The organism is Rhodococcus sp. NPDC019647, from assembly GCF_044389235.1.
Taxonomy (GTDB): domain Bacteria; phylum Actinomycetota; class Actinomycetes; order Mycobacteriales; family Mycobacteriaceae; genus Rhodococcus_F; species Rhodococcus_F oxybenzonivorans.
The window spans coordinates 38,570-57,774 of the sequence record NZ_JBIRXS010000007.1 but is presented as its reverse complement, the minus strand read 5'-3'; the positions used below and the strand labels follow the sequence as shown (position 1 = coordinate 57,774).

Sequence of the window (19,205 nt, the reverse complement as noted above, 5' to 3'; positions counted from 1 at the left end):
CATGACACAGTTTCCCCAGCTCCTCGCCCCGCTGGACCTCGGCTTCACGACTCTGAAGAACCGGGTGATCATGGGTTCGATCCACACCGGCCTCGAAGACCGCGCCAAGGACGTACCTCGACTGGCGGCGTACTTCGCCGAGCGCGCCCGCGGCGGTGTCGCCCTGATCGTCACCGGTGGGTACGCCCCCAACCGCACCGGCTGGCTGCTGCCTTTCGGGGCCAAGCTCACCAACCGGGTGGAGGCCCGGCGGCACCGTGCGATTACCCAGGCCGTGCACGACGAGGGCGGCATGATCGCCCTGCAGATCCTGCACACAGGCCGTTACAGCTATCAGCCGTTCAGCGTCTCCGCCTCCTCCATCAAGGCCCCGATCAACCCGTTCCGCCCCCGGAGACTCACCGGCCGCGGCGTCCGCTGGCAGATCCGCAACTTCGTACGGTGCGCGCGGCTGGCACAGCGGGCGAACTACGACGGCGTCGAAATCATGGCGGGTGAGGGCTACTTCATCAATCAGTTCCTGTGCGAACGCACCAACAAGCGGACCGACGAGTGGGGTGGTACGCCTGAGAACCGCCGCCGGATCGCCGTCGAGATAGTTCGCCGCACCCGGGCCGCCGTGGGCCGCGACTTCATCATCATCTTCCGCTTGTCGATGGCCGATCTCGTGGAAGGCGGTCAGACGTGGGACGACATCGTCGCTCTGGCCAAGGACGTGGAAGCTGCCGGTGCCACGATCATCAACACCGACATCGGCTGGCACGAATCCCGCGTCCCCACCATCGTCACGTCGGTGCCGCGTGCGGCGTTCGCCGACATCACCGGCAAGCTCGAGAAGCACGTGAACATTCCGGTGGCCGCGTCCAATCGGATCAACATGCCCGAGGTCGCGGAGGAAATACTCACCCGCGGTGATGCTCAGCTGATCTCGATGGCCCGCCCGATGCTCGCCGACCCCGACTGGGTCCGCAAGGCCGAAGCCGGAAACTCGGACGAGATCAACACCTGCATCGCGTGCAACCAGGCGTGCCTCGACCACGCCTTCGTCCGCAAGCACGTGTCCTGCCTGCTGAATCCACGTGCGGGCCGGGAGACGGAACTGACGCTCTCCCCCACCCGGACCGCGAAGCGCGTCGCGGTCGTGGGCGCCGGCCCCGCGGGATTGTCCGCGGCGCTCGGCCTAGCGCAGCGCGGCCACACGGTGACGCTGTTCGAGGCGGACTCCGAAATCGGGGGCCAGTTCGGCATCGCCCGCAAGATCCCCGGCAAGGAGGAGTTCGCGGAGACCATTCGCTACTACAACCGGCAACTCGCACTCGCCGGTGTGGATGTCCGGCTCGACACCCGCGTCGCAGCGGTCGATCTCGTCGGCCACTACGACGAGGTGGTGATCGCCACCGGCGTCACCCCGCGCCTCCCGTCGATTCCCGGCATCGACCATCCCACAGTGCTCACGTACCCCGAGGTGGTGCGCGGTGGGAAGTCGGTCGGAAAGTCGGTTGCCGTGATCGGTGCCGGCGGCATCGGCGTGGACGTCAGCGAGTTTCTCACCCACGAACACTCACCGACTCTCGACCTGAAGGAATGGAAGCAGGAGTGGGGGGTCACCGAACCCGAGGCCGCGGCCGGCGCCCTCACCACACCCATACCCGAGCCGTCGCCTCGTGAGGTGTACCTCCTCCAGCGTAAGAGCGGGCGTATCGGGGCGGGGCTCGCGAAAACGACGGGCTGGGTGCACCGCGCCGCCCTGAAGAACAAGGGCATGCACGAGTTGTCCGGCGTCAACTACGAGCGCATCGACGACGAGGGACTCCACATCACCTTCGGCGACAAACGCGAGAAGCCCCGCACCCTCGCCGTCGACAACGTGGTGATCTGCGCAGGTCAGGAGTCCGTGCGCGACCTGGTCGACGAGCTGACCGTCGCCGGGGTCAGCACCCATGTCATCGGCGGCGCCGACGTCGCAGCCGAACTCGATGCCAAACGCGCCATCGAACAGGGCACCCGGCTCGCGGCGCGCATCTGACGCACTACGCTGACTGACCGTGAGTTTGCCGAACCCCACCCCCAGTGCCCGCGCCGTCGTCACCGGCGCCTCGTCCGGTATCGGCGAGGCGCTGGCCAGGGATCTCGCCTCCCGTGGTCATTCCCTCATCCTCGTCGCCCGGCGCGGCGAGGTCATGGAGTCGTTGGCGGCGACGCTCCGTGCCGAACACGGTGTCGAGGTGGACGTGCGGGCGTGCGACCTGTCCGATCGTGACGCACGTTCCGCCCTGGTCGACGAGATCGCCGGCCGGGAGATCAGCGTGCTGTGCAACAACGCCGGCATAGCAACGTTCGGCGCGGTCGCCGACCTCGATCCCGCCTACGAACGGGCGCAGGTCGAACTGAATGCCGTTGCCGTTCATGATCTCACCCTCGCCGTGCTTCCGGGCATGCTGGAACGCAAGTCCGGCGCGATCCTGATGGTCGGATCGGCGGCAGGCAACATGCCCATCCCCCACAACGCCACCTACGCGGCTACGAAGGCCTTCGTCAACACCTTCTCCGAGTCGCTGCGCGGCGAACTCAAGGGCTCGGGGGTCGGCGTGACCCTGCTCGCCCCGGGACCGGTCCGCACCGAGGAACCCGACCCCGCGGACGCGTCCATCGTCGACAAGCTGGTCCCCGACTTCCTGTGGATCTCCAGCGAATACACCGCCAAGGTGTCGCTCGACGGCTTGGCCGACAACAAGATGCGTGTGGTGCCGGGCATCATCAGTAAGGCGATGTCCGTTGCGGGACAGTACAGTCCGCGCGCAGTCGTGGCGCCGATCGTGGGAAGTTTCTACAAGAAGTTGGGCAACTAGACGGCGGCGAATGTACCGTTCGACGCTTCCACCGCGCTGAACGGTACGTTCGCCCCGAGCGCAGCCGATGTCAGCGCCGCCGGCGGCGCCCGGTGCCGAAGATGCTGCGCGAGATCTCTCGTCCTGCGGCCGAGGCCGCCGACCTCAGGAAACTCTTGACCGCCGGATTGCCCAGAATCTGCTCGGCCATGTTCGGCCCGACGGGCTCCGCAGGCGCGGGCAGGTCCGGCAGCGATGGCAGATCGATGTCCTCATCGGTCGCAGGTGCTCCCGCGACCTTCGCGGTCAGCTTCTCGTACGCCGATTCGCGGTCGACGGTCCGACCGTATCTCTGCGCCAGCGGGCTCGACGCCGCCGCGCCCCGAATGGCGTCGTTGCCAATGGTGTCCATGAGTGAACGTGGTGGCCGCATCCTGGTCCACGCCACCGGCGTCGGCGCACCCTTCTCGGAGAGCACCGTCACGATCGCCTCGCCGATACCGAGGGATGTGAGCGCCTTCTCCAGATCATAGAATTGCGTCTTCGGGTACGTGCGTACCGTTTTGTTCAGCGCCTTCTGATCGTCCGGCGTGAACGCGCGCAACGCATGTTGGATGCGTGCACCCAGTTGTGACAGCACCGCATTGGGGACGTCCGTCGGTAATTGAGTGCAGAAGAAGACGCCGACACCTTTGGAGCGGATCAGCTTGACCGTCTGCTCCACCTGCTGCAGGAACGCCTTCGACGCGTCGGTGAACAGGAGATGCGCCTCGTCGAAGATGAAGACGAGCTTCGGCTTGTCCAGATCTCCTTCCTCGGGCAACGTTTGAAACAGATCGGCCAGTACCCACATCAGGAAGGTGGAGAAGAGGGCGGGACGGGCGGCCTGCGCGCCCAGTTCGAACAGCGTGATGACGCCTCGCCCGTCACTGTCGAATCGGAGCAGATCTTCGGTGGCGAACTCGGGTTCACCGAAGAAGGTGTCACCGCCCTCCGCCTCGAGATTGACCAGTGCCCTGAGGATCACACCCGCCGTGGCCGGCGACACTCCGCCGATGACCGCCAGGTCGGCCTTGCCGTCGTCGCTGGTGAGGTGAGCGATGACCGACCTCAGATCCTTCAGATCGAGCAGCGCCAGACCCCGAGTGTCGGCCCAGTGAAAGATGAGCCCGAGAGTCGACTCCTGAGTGGCGTTGAGGCCCAGCACCTTACTGAGCAGGATCGTGCCGAATGCAGTGATGGTGGCCCGCACGGGGATGCCGACACCCTCCGTACCCAAGGAAAGGAACTCCACTGGCGAACCCGCCGGCGCCCAGTCACCGTCGCCGGTTTCGGCGGCACGAGCGGTGATCTTCTCGTTCGTCTCTCCCGGCCTCGACAAGCCGGAGAGGTCGCCCTTCACATCGGCCATCACCACGGGAACACCTGCCGCCGACAGCTGCTCGGCCATTCCCTGCAGGGTCTTGGTCTTGCCGATCCCGGTGGCACCGGCCACTAAGCCGTGCCGGTTGATCGTCGCGAGCGGTATCCGGACCCACCCTGGCCGCGGGATCGACAACTCCGTCGACGAGGACGGTACCGAGCTCGAGCGCTACACCAGCCGACGAGTACCCCGTCGCGATTTCTGCGGCAGGCCCCGACAGAGGCGGTGCGGCAGTCGCGCCCTGCGGCTCCGCCTCCCGCGCTTCCTTCTCCGCCACCTCCGCGGCGGCCGCGGCCTCGGCGGCAATCCTCGCCGCTTCGACCGCGGCAGCTCTGGCCGCCTCCGCCTTCTGCGCGGGAGTCGGGGCGGCCCCGCCGTTCTGCGATTGCTGGGTCATCGAAGCCCTCCTCGGATCACGAACGTCGGGAGAAAGTGTCCACCGCAGACCTTAGCCCGTGACCCACGTGACTACTGTGTTCCTGGTGCAGGACAAACTTGTGTGGATCGACTGTGAAATGACGGGCCTCCGGCTCGGTACCGACAAGCTGATCGAGATCGCCGCTCTGGTCACGGACAGCGAGCTGAACGTTCTCGGTGAGGGTGTCGACATCGTCATCCACGCCGACGACGAAGCGCTCGCCGCCATGCCGGATGTCGTGACCAAGATGCATCAGACTTCGGGACTGACCGAGGAAGTCCGCAAGTCGACGGTCACGCTCGCCGACGCCGAGCAGCAGGTGCTGGCCTACATCCGCGAGCATGTTCCCGTGGCGGGCACCGCACCGCTCGCCGGTAACTCCATTGCAACGGATCGCGGATTCATCGCGCGCGACATGCCCGACCTCGACACCTACCTGCACTACCGGATGATAGATGTGAGCTCCATCAAGGAGCTGTGCCGTCGTTGGTATCCCCGGATCTACTTCGGGCAGCCCGAAAAGGGCCTCGCCCACCGGGCCCTCGCCGACATCAAGGAGTCGATCCGCGAACTGCGGTACTACCGAAAAACGGCCTTCGTGCCCGACCCCGGCCCGTCTACCAGCGACATCGCCGCCATCGTCGAAGAACTCGGGCCCGCCTGACATACCGATTGGCTTCTCGGGCATCGGACGCGCTAGTATCTTCCTCGCCGAAGTAACCGCCTCCGGGTGGCTGCCGAAAGCGCATGGTGAGTGTAGTTCAGTTGGTAGAGCACCAGGTTGTGATCCTGGCTGTCGCGGGTTCGAGTCCCGTCACTCACCCCAACAGAAAGCCCCCGGCCTCGGCCGGGGGCTTTCTTGTCTGCGTTCAGTCCCAGGGACTCAGTCGCTGGCGTTGCCCGCCTTCCACACGTTCCAGGGAATGTTCCAGTCGCCGAGGCCGTCGGTGCCCGACAGTGTGCCGCCGACCGTGTTCTTCACGACGACGATGTCTCCCCGCTTGGTGTTGTCGTACACCCACTTCGCGTTGGCGGGACTGAGGTTGAGGCAACCGTGACTGACGTTGGAATAGCCCTGCTGTCCCACCGACCACGGCGCCGAGTGGAAGAAGATGCCGCTGTAGGACATTCGCGTGGCCCAGTCGACGGGCGTCTTGTACCCCTGCGGAGAGTTGACGGGCACTCCGTAGGTGGACGAGTCCATCACGAGATTCGCGAACCGGTCGCCGATGATGTAGACGCCGTTGTCGGTGGGTGTGTCGTCCTTACCCATCGATGTGGGCATCGTCATGATCACTTCACCGTTGCGTTCGAACGTGACCTGCTTGGTGTTGTCGTCGGCCGTCGCGATGAGAGCGTCACCGATCGTGAACGTGGTGTGGACGTCTTCCTGTCCGAACAGTCCGTCTCCGAGATCTCGGCCGTACACGGCGACCTTGACATCGACGGTCGTGCCGGGCGCCCAGAAGTTCTGCGGACGCCACCGCACCTCACGGTTGTTGACCCAGAAGAACGCGCCCTCCACGGGCGGATTCGTCGTGACGGTGATGGCAGCCTCGGCAGCCCGTCGGTCGGGGATGTTTTCGTCGAACTGCACGGCGAGCGGCTGGCCGACGCCCACCACGTCACCATCGCCCGGCATCACGTAAGGCTTGGTGACGTTACCGGGCGCGCTGGTGGTGAACACCGACGACGACGTGGTCGCGCCGCCGAGTCCGTTCGCCTTGGCTTCGAGCCGGTATTCCTTGTCGTAGCCCAGCGGTTCCGTATTGACCCACGACAGACCGTCGGGTGCGATCGCGCCGTCGACCGGCACACCCTCGGGGTTGTACATCGTGACCTCGGCCAGCGTCCCGTCTGCGACCGACACGGTGACCGGCTGACCCGGCGAGAAGCCGACAGCTCCGTCGGTGGCCGATGCGGTCACCTTCGGTTTGATCAACTCGGTGACCGGATTGGAGTCGATCGGCGCCTCCCCTTCCGAGGTGACGGTGCCGGCGTCGGACACCGTGCATCCCGCGATCGACAATGCGAATACGAGTGATGCCGCCACAATCGTCGCGGTCTTCGAGACCGATCGCGCACGCATGCGCCTACCGCGCCCCACACCCATGGTTAACCCCACTTCACGTCCTCGCTCCGATGTCACGTTCAAGCCGGCACGCCCCTCGCCATCGCGAGACGAATCAGCACGTCGAGACCGTGTGGTCTCCAATGATGCCAGCCGCCGGAGACCGGTTCCAACCAAGCGCCGGGCGTGCCAGTAACGTTCGAATATCAATCGTGACCAGCGGTGCTGTTGTTACGGGTTGTATCTCGTGCCGGGGAGGTAAGCGAGGCGTCGACCAGGCGATTTGCATTCCCGAGAAGCGGTCCGCTACTGTTCTGTCTCGCAAGAGCGAGCGCCTATAGCTCAGTTGGTAGAGCAAGTGACTCTTAATCACTGGGTCCGGGGTTCGAGTCCCTGTGGGCGCACTTGCAGGAAAGGCCCTCACCTTCTTCGGAAGGTGAGGGCCTTTCTTCTTGCGCTTGTTGTTCCGCCCGAAAAGCGAACAGCCGCCGGGATGTGCGGTCACAGTCCCGGCGGCGTCACCACGAATCGGTCAGCGCAGCGCCTTGCGGAGCACCAGGAGCCCCACCACCGCACCTACGGCGATCAGTCCGTACTTGACCGCCGGCTCGTTGAACTTCGCGATCAGCGTCTGCTTCGTGTTCTCCACGAGACGCTTCGGGTTGGTGCGGACCGTCAATTCGTCGAGCGTGCTTGCGAGCTGATTGCGCGCGTTCTCGATTTCACGCTCGATGCTGTCGGTGTCCCTGGGCAACGTATCCTCCAACTTGTTCGAATGGTTCGATCAGCGAGAGCGACGCTATCGCGAAGATCCCACACTTGCGTCAACCGTAGACGAGAACACGCCACCCGCGACTCCGTCTCCCCCATTGGATGTACCGCCGGTGTCGGGCCGTCCCGGTAGCGTGACGTGTCGTGACCGACAACAGCAGACTCTCTCCCGGAGACACTCCACCCGCCTTCACCCTCCCCGATGCCGACGGCAACGAGGTGTCGCTCGCCGACTACCGCGGACGCAAGGTCGTCGTGTACTTCTACCCGGCCGCCAGCACCCCCGGTTGCACCAAGCAGGCGTGCGACTTCCGCGACAATCTGGTGGAACTCAACGGAGCCGGCATCGACGTGATCGGCATCTCCCCCGACAAGCCGGCCAAGCTGGCCAAGTTCCGTGACACCGAGGAACTGACGTTCCCGCTCCTGTCCGACCCGGACAAGTCCACACTCGAGGCGTGGGGCGCATTCGGGGAGAAGAAGATGTACGGCAAGACCGTTCAGGGCGTCATCCGTTCCACCTTCCTCGTCGACGAGGAGGGCAAGATCGAGGTCGCGCAGTACAACGTTCGCGCCACCGGCCATGTGGCCAAGCTGCGACGGGACCTTTCCGTCTGAGCGCATTCCGTCCCACCCGGCCTTCGGCGCAGTACGCCCGAACTCCTCCGCGGGCCGGGTGCGACTTTCAGGGGACGTTGAACGCCGCCAACCGACCGGTCTCAGTCGCTCTCGTCGCCGGGTGGTGATGTGGCGGAATTCCTGCCGTCGGCTATTTGTGGGCCATCACATTGTTCGCCCGGGAAACCACCCGATCGGTGGCCACGTCCTGGCAAAACCCGACGAGCCACCGGGACGGGTCTTCGGAATCCGGAGCAAAGACCGATAGCCTGGGGCGGTGGAGTCTTCAGCCAGCAAGCAAGCACCGCGCCGTGTGGACCCGGCGCTGGAGCTGCAGTCGGACCCGCAGGAGCTCCTGCCCCGCCGACGTCCGACCCAGGAACGTAGTCGCCGCAAGTTCGATGCGCTACTCGCAGCGTCGCGGGAATTGCTGGTGGATGTGGGATTCGAGTCGTTCACCTGCGAGGAGGTAGCAGCTCGTGCCGATGTGCCGATCGGCACGCTCTACCAGTTCTTCGCGAACAAGTATGTGATCGTGTGCGAGCTCAACAGGCAGGACCTCGTCGGCGTTCAACACGAACTCGCGCAGTTCAACGGTGAGGTTCCGTCTCTCGACTGGCTACGCTTCCTCAACGCCTTCGTCGACCACATGGCCGGTTTGTGGATGTCGGATCCGTCACGACGCGAGGTGTGGCTGGCGATGCAGTCGACCCCGTCGACCCGCGCCACGGGGGCCATCCATGAGAAGGCGTTCGCGGAGCAGGTCTCGCGGATGCTCGCGCCGCTCACCCCGCAAACCACTCGGGAGCGGCGCACGATGATGGCCGAGGTTCTCGTTCACGTCGTCTACTCGATGCTGAACTTCTCGGTGCAGGACGACCAGAGCCACGCCGATGCCGTCGCCGAGCTGAAACGGCTGATGGTGGCGTACCTGCTCGTCGCCGAAAAGGAATCTCGCACCACTACGACCACCGGCTAGGCCCTCCGGTCCCGTGCGCCTTTCTGGTTGCTCCTGCTACCAGAAAGGCGCACGGGCGCGGAGCGCCTACGCCGCTTCGATCACCGCGAATGCACCGGCGGTGTCGCCGTCGTGCGTGAGCGAGATATGAATCTTCACGTCCGTCAGATGCTCGGCGACGTCTCCGCGTAAGCGGATGCTCGGTCGTCCCCATGCATCCGTCACCACCTCGATCAGGTGGTGGATCATTTCGGGCAGCACCGGCGGGCTGGCGAAGTTGGCGGTGGACCATGCTTTGATCACTGCCTCCTTCGCCGCCCATCGGGCCGCGAAATGCCGAGCCGGATCGGAGCTCCGGGTCACGGCGTCTCGACGCTCACCCGGTGTGAAGTTGTCGAGCATGGCCGTACCTGGCCGGTCCAGCTGCTCGGCGAACTCCGACACCGTGACGAGGTCGAAGCCGATTCCCAGAACTCCCATCGATCCTGTTCCTACTTGCAGCCGGGCAGACCCGAGCTGTACACGTCGTCCGTTCCCAGGCGTGCTGCCTCGGTGAGCAGGACGTCCGCTTCCAGCTGACGGGACGCTGCGGCCGGCACACTGTCGCCGCCGAAGCGACGATCGGCAGGACGCTCGTACAGGCTGCCGCCACCGACCATGGCCTTCACCAGACGGCGCTGACCCTCGACGGAGCGCTTGCGTGCCTGCGCGAGGTACGCCTCCCGCCTGTCCGCCGGGACTGCCTCGACGAACGCCTGCGGGTGCACGACGGCGATCAGTCCGGAGACGTGACCGAAGCCCAGGCTCGTGAGCAGACCGGCCTTCAGGGGGAACTGCTCACCGAATCGGAGCGGCTCCCGAGCCCACACGAGGTGTTCGAACTCGGCCATCTTCTCGTCGACGCAGTCGAGGCTGCGGTTCGGCGGGACGACACCGTTGTCCAGCACCTGGCAGAGACCGATCAGCTGGAATGCTGCGGCACCACCCTTGGCGTGTCCGGTGAGGCTCTTCTGCGAGACGACGAACAGTGGCGCACCTTCGCTGCGGCCGAGGGCCCCGGCGAGACGCTCGTGCAGCTCCGCCTCGTTGGGATCGTTGGCCGCGGTGGACGTGTCGTGCTTGGAAATCACCGAGATGTCGTCGGCACCGAGACCGAGCTTGCCGAGGGACTGAGCGAGCTGCGAATTCGCTCCCCCACGACCCGCACCGAGCGCACCGATTCCGGGAGCCGGGATCGATGTGTGGACACCATCCGCGAACGAGCTGGCGTAGGCAACCACACCGAGGACGGGCAGGCCCATCTCGAGTGCCACGTCACCGCGAGCGAGAAGGATCGTGCCGCCGCCGGCCGACTCCACGAATCCGCCGCGTCGACGATCGTTGGCCCGCGAGAAGCGGCGATCCTCGATTCCCTTGGCGTGCATGTCGTCGGTCTTCGCGGTGGCGGACATGTCACCGAATCCGATGATGCCTTCCGTGCTCAGGTCGTCGAAGCCACCGGCAACGACCAACTGCGCCTTGCCGAGCTTGATCTTGTCGACGCCCTCTTCGACGGACACCGCAGCCGTGGCGCACGCCGCAACCGGGTGGACCATGGCGCCGTAACCGCCGACGTAGGACTGGACGACGTGCGCCGCAATAACATTCGGCAGAGCTTCCTGCAGGATGTCGTTCGGCCGGTTCTCACCGAGCAGCGTGTCGATGTACAGCGACCTCATCGAGCTCATGCCGCCCATGCCGGTGCCCTGGGTGTTGGCGACCAGCGAGGGGTGCACCCACCGCAGCAGTTCGCTGGGCGTGAACCCACCGGTGAGGAACGCGTCCACCGTGGCGACGATGTTCCACAGGCCCACGCGGTCGACGGAGTCGGCCATGTCGGCAGGGATGCCCCACTTCGTGACGTCGAATCCGGTCGGGATCTGACCACCCACGCTGCGCGTGAGCTTCATCTTGCGCGGCACGCGGATTTCGGTACCGGCCCGGCGGGTGACCTGCCAGTCCCCACTGTCCGGGACCGGAGTCGCGACCGTGTTGTCCGGATCGGCCTCGACGAAGGCCAGCGCCTCCGCCTCGGTGCTGACGACGAAGCTCAGGTCCTTGTCGAGGAAGACCGACGTGAGCAGCGGTGCGGTGTTATCGACCATCGCGCCTTCGTCCACGTAGCGGCGGATGCCGCACCGTTCGACGACGGTGTCGTGGTACCGGTCCGCGATCTCGGCTTCCGGAACCAGTTCCCCGGTCTCGGCGTCGTACCACCCGGGCGACGGTGTGGTCTCCCACACGATCAGTCCGGTGTTCCACGCGAGTTCGAGAACGCCTGCCGCCGAAAGTTCTTCGTCGACCTCCATCTCGAAGCGGGTACGTGAGGAGCCGAACGGTCCGAGCTCACCGGCACCAACGATGACCACGAGGTCCTGCGGGGCCGCAGTGACTCCCGACCAGGCCGGTGCCGCCGACTCCGAGACCCGCGGCGGGGCGGGCAGAGCCGCGATGGTGTCGAGCTCGGCCGTGTCCTCGTCGGCCTCGGCAGCAGCAGCTTCCTGAGCCTGCTTCGCCAGCGCGGGCAGGTCCAGGTTCGCCTGAGCGAGTCCACCGGTCAGATCGGCGGCGAGCGGCTCGGCGGACGCGAGGCGACGTGCCTCGGGCTCGCACAACTGCAGCAGCTCGGTGGCCATTTCCTGGGTGGACCAAGTACGGACTCCGGCACCTTCGACGGCCTCGACGAGCGGGTCGTTGCCGCCCATCAGTCCGGTTCCGCGGACCCAGCCGATGAGAGCGTGCACCAGGGTGACGCGTTCGGCCCAGTTGGGCTCGGCCTTCCAGCGGCCGACCACTGCGTCGAGCGCGGCCTTGGCCTCGCCGTACGCGCCGTCGCCACCGAACAGACCGCGGTTCGGGGAGCCGGGCAGAACCACGTGCAGGTGAGTGTCGACGTCACGGTCGTAGCCGATCTTCGACAGTCCACCGATCAGGCGTTCCACCGACCACAGGAGAACTCGCATCTCCATTTCGGCGCGGGCGCCGGCGTCGGCCAGGTCACCGGCCACGCGGGGCGCGGCGAACGGGAACAGCAAGGTCGGGGTGACCGCTTCCTTGATGAGCTTCTTCGATCCACCGGCCGTTTCGTACTGGGCCTCACCGATCCACTCGATGAGCGCGTCGATGTCCGTGTACGACGCCATGTTCGCGGGAACCACCCACAGGGCGGCACCGGCGCGAGCATTGCGGCGGTAGAGGTCGCGGTAGAAGCCGAGACGCTTGTCGTCGAGACGCGAGGTGGTCACGAAGACCGTCGCGCCGCCCGCGAGGAGCTTGCCTGCGACCGCGGCCGCGATGGACCCCTTGCTGGCACCGGTGACGACGGCGACCTGGTCTGCCCATTCCGGGGTCTCTTCGGTGACGACAGCTGCCGACTCCGAACCGATGGCGGCTGCCGCCGCGGCGATACGCCCGTACTTCTCGGCCAGAGCCGCGCGACCCTCGTCGGTAGCGCGGGCCTGCCACCATGCGGCCTGCGCCGCAACGGACTTGCCTGCACCGGCGAAGCTTTCGATCTCGAGCGATTCGGAGCCGGCCGCGTCGATCCACAGACGGGCCAGATCCTCCCGGGCGGATGCCCAGCGGTCGTCGAGCAGGACCGCCCGCTTTCCGTCGAATGCGGGAGCCACCAGTCGCGGCCAGTCCGAACCGAGTTCCGCGGACACGAGGTCGACGAGTTCGGTGTCGGTCGGCGCCGCTGCCGTCGCCGTGTCACCGGCGAAACCGAGCTGCTCGAGCACGAGGCGGGCGGCCGAGGCCAGCACGCCGTCGCGGCCCGTGATGTGCTCGGTGAACTCACCCAGTGCCGCGGCGTCGACGGTGCCACCGGCTCCGCCGCCCGTTGCCGGGAGCGAAACGCTGATCCCACGGCGCGAGGCCACCGCGGCGACTGCGCTGTCGATGACAGCGTCTACTGCGGCGCCGTCGGCGAGACCGCCGCCTGCGAGACCACCGAGGTCACCGCCGCGGATGCTGGAACCGTCGCGGGTTCCGAGCGCCACCTCCGCGGTGACGTGGTGCGCCCAGCCGTCACCCAGCTCCCAGACCTTCTTGACTCGGTCCGCGATGGCCGCGGGACGTCGACCCGACGGGCCGAAGACCTTGCGGAGGTGATCGTTGATCGAGTCGGACAGCACCGGGCCGAAGGGCTTGTACGTACGGGCCAGCGAGTCGACCGTGGCAGCCAGCGAGCCCATGTCGGCGTCGGCGGCACCGTCGATGGCGCCGAGCGAGAGCTCGGATCCGAGGTCGACGAGCAGCTGGTTACGCCGCGAGGACACGCCGTCGCACAGAGCCTCGATCGTGTCGACGGGGCCGACCTGGTCGGGACGCAGCTTGGTCCACAGGCTGATCAGAACCTTGGTGGCGTCGGCTGCCTTGAAGGCGATGTCGTCGGGACGCGGGCCACCCGAAGGGGCTGCCGCGGGGGCCGGAGCGGCAGCGGGGGCTGCCGACGCGGCGGGCGCCTCGGCTGCCGGTGCTGCCGGCTCGTCGTCTTCGACCGGCGCCGGATCCACGTCGGTGGAGTACACGATGGCGGCTTCACGCTCGATGTTGAGGACCTCGACCGGGTAGCCGAAGCGTCCCGGCAACTTGAGGGTCTGCGAGGCGAGGTTCGCGACGGTCGGGACGGAGCCCAGACCGATCTCGACGAAGCGCTCGACACCCAGTCCACCTTCGGACTCGTCGGCGAACAGCAGGTCCTGCGTCTCGATCCACCGGACCGGGCTCGCGAACTGCCAGGCTAGAAGCTCGGTGAGCACGATGCGCGTGAGCTGCGACGGCTGTGCCGCCCACGAGTCGAAGTCCTTCAGAACCTTCTGCAGCGGCTTCGACGGCACGAGGTCCGCGATCTCCTGCACGAACTCACGCTTCAGCGAGAACGGCTTCGGCACGAGGTTCGGAATGTAACGCCCGATCAGGATGGCCGGGTCGATGTCTTGCGGAAGCAGTTCTTCGAGGCGACCACGGAAGTCGTCGACACCGCCGCGCAGAACCGTCGAGTGGAACGGGACGTCGATGCCCGGAACCATGATGTAGGCGCGCTTGCCGCCGAAAGCCTCACGGCGGACGTCGATTTCCTTCTCGAGCGCGTTGAGTCCGGCCACCGTACCCGCGATGGCGTACTGCGAGCCACGCAGGTTCAGGTTCACAACCTGCAGGAATTCGCCTGTTGCCGCGGCGATCTCACCGATGAACGACTCGACGTCCTCGTCCGCGAGACCGATCTGCGACGGCCGGATAGCGGCCATCCGGTAGTCGGAGCGCCCGGCCTCGTCGCGCGGCACGAGGGCGTGCATGGCGGAACCACGCTGGAAGACCACCTCGAGAACGGCTTCCAGGGGAAGCACACCGGCGACCGCCGCGAGGGCGTTGTATTCACCGACCGAGTGGCCTGCGAGCAGGGCACCCTCGACGAAGGCACCGGACTCGCGGAGCTCGGCAACCTGAGCAACACCGAGCGTCGCCATCGCGACCTGGGTGAACTGGGTCAGGTGCAGGACACCGTCCGGGTGCTTGTGCTCGACACCCCGGGCCTTGACGACCGTCGGGTTGTCGCGGACCACGGCGAGGATCGAGAAGCCGAGAGCCTTGCGGGTGTGCTTGTCGGCGCGGTCCCAGATCTCGCGGGCGGCCTTGGAGCGGGCGCGGGCGTCGAGGCCCATGCCGGGACGCTGGATGCCCTGTCCGGGGAACGCGTAGACGGTTTTCGGAGCCGCGGTGCGACCCGTTGCGACCATCACCAGTTCACCGTCGATGCGGCACCCGACCTCGACGATCTCGGCGCCACGATCCACGGCGACGCGGTCCACGCGGACGTCGATCTCGGCGCCGGGGCGGACCATCCCGAGGAAGCGGGCGGTCCAGGCGGTGAGACGGCGCGGCGGCGTCTTGGTCTCGGCCGGGTCCACGGCGGTGACGACCTGCTGGGCTGCGGCCGAGAGCCACATGCCGTGCACGATCGGGCTGCCGAGGCCGGCGAGGAGCGCGGCGTTGTCGGAGGTGTGGATCGGGTTGTGGTCACCCGACACCTGAGCGAAGGAGCCCATGTTGCGGGGCGCGACGATGGTGGTGTCGCGGCGACGACGACGCGGGGTGTCCACGGCCTCGTCACTGAGCGAACCACCGGCGCGGGGCGGATCGGACAGCTCGCCCTTGCCGGTGCGGCCGCGGATGGCGAAGCGCTCCGAGAGGGTGACGACGGCGGGGGCGTCGAGGCCCTCACCGAGCATCGCGCCGACCTCCACCTTGACCTCGACGACGCGGCCCAGGTCGGTGTCGAGCACCGAGGCGACCTCGGCCTTGACGACGAGAATACTGGTCTCCGAGGGCAATTCACCCACGAAGTCGACGCTGTGATCGAGGTGGACCAGGTCGAGCATGCCTTCGATGACCGAGAGCGAGTCTTCGGTCTTCGCGGCACCGAGCACGGCGAACACGGCCGGCCAGCAGGCGCCGACGACCACGTCCGGGACCGCCTTGCCACTGACGCTCAGCGTCGTGGGCAGACCCGAACCGGTGACACCGGCGTGGTCGGCGATCAGATCCGGGGTCCAGGCCAGGTTGAGGCGAGCGACACCGTTCTTGACGGCCGGCAGTTCCTGACCGGCCGCGACCGCGAGGAGTGCGGTCATCGACTTCTCGGCATCGGCCTCGGTGACCAGGGGTGCGCCACCGTCCGCGACGGAGGCCGGAACGGTGATGGTGATCTGGACGGACTTGCCCGCCACCAGCGGAACAGTGAGGAGCACCTGCTCGTCGCCGATCACGGAGAGCTCGGCACCGGTGGTCTCGTGCACCGCGCGGGTGTCGGATTCGACCGACCACTTGTCGAGGTCGCCGAGCCGCCGAACCGGGTTCAGAGTCAGACGCGAGGCCCACTGGATGTCGGGAGCCGACAGGACGGTGTCGAGGAGGCCCCGCGCGATGTCGGCGTGACGGCGCGCGAGCAGCGACAGCGGTGACGCACCGGCGGTGACCAGCTCGTCGTAGGTGGCCTTCTCGAAGCGGTCGAGCAGCTCACCGACGGGCTCGTCGACGCGCGTGATGCCGGCGACGGCGACGGTGCCGGGGATGACGCAGACCTGGTCCGCGGTGTAGCGGGGGTCGTGTGCCTGCCACAGCGAATCGGAGCGCCACCAGCGGCGGACGTCGCCGTCCACCACGGGAACGAAGTTGACCGGCTTGCCGGGCGTCTTGCACAGCGAGACGAAGAACGACACGTCGGCGGGGTGCAGAACCGTGGTCGCGTAGTCCGGGTACTGAGCCTGCAGTGCGCAGATGGCAGCCTCGGGACGCTCCAGGATCGCGTCGTCGGCGAACAGGGTGGGGATCGGTCCGCGGTCGACCGGGTGCAGACGCGACTCGGTGCGCTGCAGCATCTCACCGAAACGCTTGCGCCAGGTGATGTCGAGCCAGGGGCTGGTGGTGGCCTCGTCGATGGCGTCCTGCAGGTCGGAACCGCAGTCGAATGCCTTCGCGGCGTCGATGCCGACGGCCAGTTCGAGGTAGCGGCGCAGCCACTGCTCGTACGTCATCGTCTCGACGTCGCCGAAGTACGGCTTCGCCGTAACGTTCAGTGCCTCGATGATCTCGTCGCGACGCGCGGCAACGGCGTCGGCGTCACCGGCGACCTCGTCCAGCAGGCGGCCCGTGCGGGACGCGGCGTTGTCGATCTCGTGGATGTCGGCGCCGAGCTGGCTACGACCGGAGGCCATACCGCCCTCGGCGGTGCCCGCACCGACCCAGTCCGCGGTACCGGGGGTGTCGACGAGGAGCTGCTTCACCTCGGGAGACGTGGTCGCCTCGAGGGTGGCCATGGCGGCGGTACCGACCAGGATGCCGTCCAGCGGCATCGCCGGGAAGCCGTGCGCGACGGACCAGCGGCCTGTCAGGTAGTCGGCAGCCTGCTCCGGCGTGCCGATGCCGCCACCGACGCACAGGACCAGGTTCGGTCGGGTACGCAGCTCGGCGTAGGTGTCGAGGAGCAGGTCGTCGAGGTCTTCCCACGAGTGGTGACCACCGGCGCGGCCGCCCTCGATGTGGGCGATGACGGGGAACGAGGGAACCTCGTTGGCGATGCGGATCACCGAACGGATCTGCGCGACCGTGCCCGGCTTGAACGCGACGTAGCTGAATCCGGCCTCGGTGAGGTCCTCGATGATCGAGACGGCATCCTCGAGTTCCGGGATGCCGGCGGTGACGACGACGCCGTCGAACGGGGCACCGGCGGCGCGGGCCTTGGGGACGAGGCGCTTGCCACCGACGTGGAGCTTCCACAGGTAGGGGTCGAGGAACATCGAGTTGAATTGCACGGCCCGACCCGGCTCGAGCAGCCCGGTGAGCTCCTCGACGTGGTCGGCGAAGATCTGCTCGGTCACCTGGCCACCACCGGCGAGCTCGGCCCAGTGACCTGCGTTGGCAGCTGCGGCGACAATCTTCGGGTCGACCGTGGTGGGGGTCATGCCGGCGAGCAGGATCGGCGAACGACCGGTCAGCTTGGTGAATGCAGTCTCGACGCCGATACGTCCGCCGGGCAGCGCGACCGGCTTCGGAAGGAATTCGGTCCACGCAGCGGGCACCTCGGGTGCCGCACCCGGAGTGAGCAAGTTGCGGTGGCCGCCGCGGGTGGCAGCGGCGACGATGCCGACGCCCTGCCCTCGCACGCTGGCCGACGTCATGCGGGTGAGGAGGTCACCGGGTCCGAGATCGAGGATCCAGGAGGCGCCGGCGTCGATGGTGCTGTCGACGGCCTCGACCCAGTCGACGGGGTCGACGAGGCAGGCACTCGTGAGGGCGCGAGCCTTGTCTTCATCGAGACCGCAACGGGCGGCCCACTGGCCGACGATATCGACGGCCTCCGCGAGAGCCGGGTGGTGGAAGCCGATCTCGACGGGGAGCGGCTCGAACACGGGCGAGAAGATGGAGCCGCCACGCTTCTTGGCGTCGCGCTCACGGGCTTCGTCCGCCTCGATCTGCTCGCAGCGCTGCTGCACCCGTGCCAGCTGGGCCGGCGGGCCGGACAGCACGACGCGGCGCCGGGCGTTACGGATGCCGAGTACAGCGGCGCGCTCGGGCTCGAGGCCCTCGGCGAGCTCTTCGACGATCTGACGCAGGCGCGCCGGGTCGACGTTGGACACGGCAAGCATCGGGGTGGAGTCGGCCGCAGAGATCACTCCGCGACGACGACCCACCAGTCCGGCAGCGGCACCGATCAGCTGAGCGAGGGCGAGAAGTTCGCCGTCCTTGTTGCCGGAGGTCGCAACGGCCTCCGCAGCGAGAAGTCCTTGGGAGTGGCCGATCACCGACACGGGTGCCGTCACGGTGGGATCGAGGCCCTGAGCCGCCAGCGCACGCAGCGCGGCGATCTGTGTCAGGAAGACACCGGGAAGGGAGACTGCTGCAGACGTGAGAGCAGCGGCTGAAGGTCCGGCCGCCGGGGCACCGTCTTCTTCGTCGGCGAGTTCCTGCTCGAGGATCCACGCGATGGGGTCGAATCCGACCGGACGCACGACGAGCAGCTCCTGCGCCACCGGGGCGAGGTACTCGGCGGCCTCGTTCACGAGCTTGGTCAAAGCCGGCTCGAGACCGTTGTCGCGGCTCAGCTCCTCGAGCGAGCTCAGCCAGGGCGCACCCTGGCCACCGAAGGCGAGGGCATACGATTCGCCGCCGACCAGACGGTCGGCGAGTGTGGTCTTGCTCGACGACCGAGTGTCGTCCCGGTCTACGCCGATGCGCCGCGAACCCTTCGAGTTTCTTCCATTTCCTGCGGGTGTCGTGTCGTCAATCGTCACGCGTAAGTCCTCTCCTGGTCACCCCTACGGGGAGGTGGGGATTGCTGGTCTGCCGCCCTCGGCATCGTGTGCCTGCTGCATCGGCTCTGATCAGCACTTCCGGGCTGTACAAGGTTGACACAGAATCATGAGGAATTCCTCACGTTCGCGGCGAGTGCAGCGCCATGAGCTCGACATGGCGCCACATACGCGTGATGTCGATCACAGAGCGTTCGAAAAGTGACTCTCGGGTAGGTCACGTCGTCGCTGGACGCGGCGGTGCAAGGACGTCCTAGAACCTGAGGA

The 19,205-nt window shown here is 66.9% G+C and carries 9 protein-coding genes, 2 tRNA genes and 1 pseudogene; 7 read left to right on the top strand and 5 right to left on the bottom strand.

Features of this window, described 5'->3' with window-relative positions; translation table 11 throughout:
* Position 1 precedes the first annotated feature (1 nt).
* Together ACH49N_RS16035 and cmrA are read left to right on the top strand one after the other, a co-directional pair.
* Positions 2-2,026, top strand: a complete 2,025-nt coding sequence (locus ACH49N_RS16035) for an NADPH-dependent 2,4-dienoyl-CoA reductase (RefSeq protein ID WP_358274563.1) — start codon at positions 2-4, stop codon at positions 2,024-2,026.
* 19 nt (positions 2,027-2,045) lie between these two features.
* Complete coding sequence (gene cmrA / locus ACH49N_RS16030; protein WP_159921274.1) at positions 2,046-2,849, top strand: mycolate reductase; 804 nt, start codon at positions 2,046-2,048, stop codon at positions 2,847-2,849.
* 70 nt (positions 2,850-2,919) lie between these two features.
* Here cmrA and ACH49N_RS16025 read toward each other — a convergent pair.
* Positions 2,920-4,648: pseudogene (locus ACH49N_RS16025) on the bottom strand (helicase HerA-like domain-containing protein).
* Positions 4,649-4,733: 85 nt separating this feature from the next.
* On the opposite strand from ACH49N_RS16025, the gene orn reads away from it, so the two are divergent.
* Positions 4,734-5,333, top strand: a complete 600-nt coding sequence (gene orn, locus ACH49N_RS16020) for an oligoribonuclease (protein WP_109334998.1) — start codon at positions 4,734-4,736, stop codon at positions 5,331-5,333.
* An 86-nt stretch (positions 5,334-5,419) separates the two neighbouring features.
* Positions 5,420-5,495: transfer RNA gene (locus tag ACH49N_RS16015), tRNA-His, on the top strand.
* A 57-nt stretch (positions 5,496-5,552) separates the two neighbouring features.
* Here ACH49N_RS16015 and ACH49N_RS16010 read toward each other — a convergent pair.
* Positions 5,553-6,782 (bottom strand): Ig-like domain-containing protein, encoded by a 1,230-nt coding sequence (locus ACH49N_RS16010; RefSeq protein ID WP_358274625.1) that lies wholly within the window; start codon positions 6,780-6,782, stop codon positions 5,553-5,555.
* A gap of 289 nt (positions 6,783-7,071) precedes the next feature.
* On the opposite strand from ACH49N_RS16010, the gene ACH49N_RS16005 reads away from it, so the two are divergent.
* Positions 7,072-7,144: transfer RNA gene (locus ACH49N_RS16005), tRNA-Lys, on the top strand.
* A 128-nt stretch (positions 7,145-7,272) separates the two neighbouring features.
* Here the strand turns inward: ACH49N_RS16005 and ACH49N_RS16000 are convergent.
* Positions 7,273-7,494: a DUF3618 domain-containing protein gene (locus tag ACH49N_RS16000; protein WP_109334997.1), complete on the bottom strand. Its 222-nt coding sequence runs from the start codon at positions 7,492-7,494 to the stop codon at positions 7,273-7,275.
* A 161-nt stretch (positions 7,495-7,655) separates the two neighbouring features.
* Between ACH49N_RS16000 and bcp the strand changes: the two genes are divergently transcribed.
* Together bcp and ACH49N_RS15990 are read left to right on the top strand one after the other, a co-directional pair.
* Entirely contained in the window at positions 7,656-8,129 is a 474-nt protein-coding gene (gene bcp, locus ACH49N_RS15995; RefSeq protein WP_159921272.1) for a thioredoxin-dependent thiol peroxidase, read from the top strand.
* Positions 8,130-8,406: 277 nt separating this feature from the next.
* The gene (locus ACH49N_RS15990; RefSeq protein ID WP_109328783.1) at positions 8,407-9,108 is read left to right on the top strand and encodes a TetR family transcriptional regulator; all 702 of its coding nucleotides are present in this window, start codon (positions 8,407-8,409) and stop codon (positions 9,106-9,108) included.
* 66 nt (positions 9,109-9,174) lie between these two features.
* On the opposite strand, the gene ACH49N_RS15985 is transcribed toward ACH49N_RS15990, so the two are convergent.
* Together ACH49N_RS15985 and ACH49N_RS15980 are read right to left on the bottom strand one after the other, a co-directional pair.
* Positions 9,175-9,567: a holo-ACP synthase gene (locus ACH49N_RS15985; protein ID WP_109328781.1), complete on the bottom strand. Its 393-nt coding sequence runs from the start codon at positions 9,565-9,567 to the stop codon at positions 9,175-9,177.
* Between the two features lie 11 nt (positions 9,568-9,578).
* Complete coding sequence (locus ACH49N_RS15980; protein WP_358277807.1) at positions 9,579-18,920, bottom strand: fatty acid synthase subunit beta domain-containing protein; 9,342 nt, start codon at positions 18,918-18,920, stop codon at positions 9,579-9,581.
* Positions 18,921-19,205 lie beyond the last annotated feature (285 nt).

Bases quoted from the DNA above. Each gene is read 5' to 3' on its own strand.
- ACH49N_RS16035 (WP_358274563.1), top strand. From the start codon at position 2: ATGACACAGTTTCCCCAGCTCCTCGCCCCGCTGGACCTCGGCTTCACG.
- ACH49N_RS16010 (WP_358274625.1), bottom strand. From the start codon at position 6,782: ATGGGTGTGGGGCGCGGTAGGCGCATGCGTGCGCGATCGGTCTCGAAG.
- ACH49N_RS15985 (WP_109328781.1), bottom strand. From the start codon at position 9,567: ATGGGAGTTCTGGGAATCGGCTTCGACCTCGTCACGGTGTCGGAGTTC.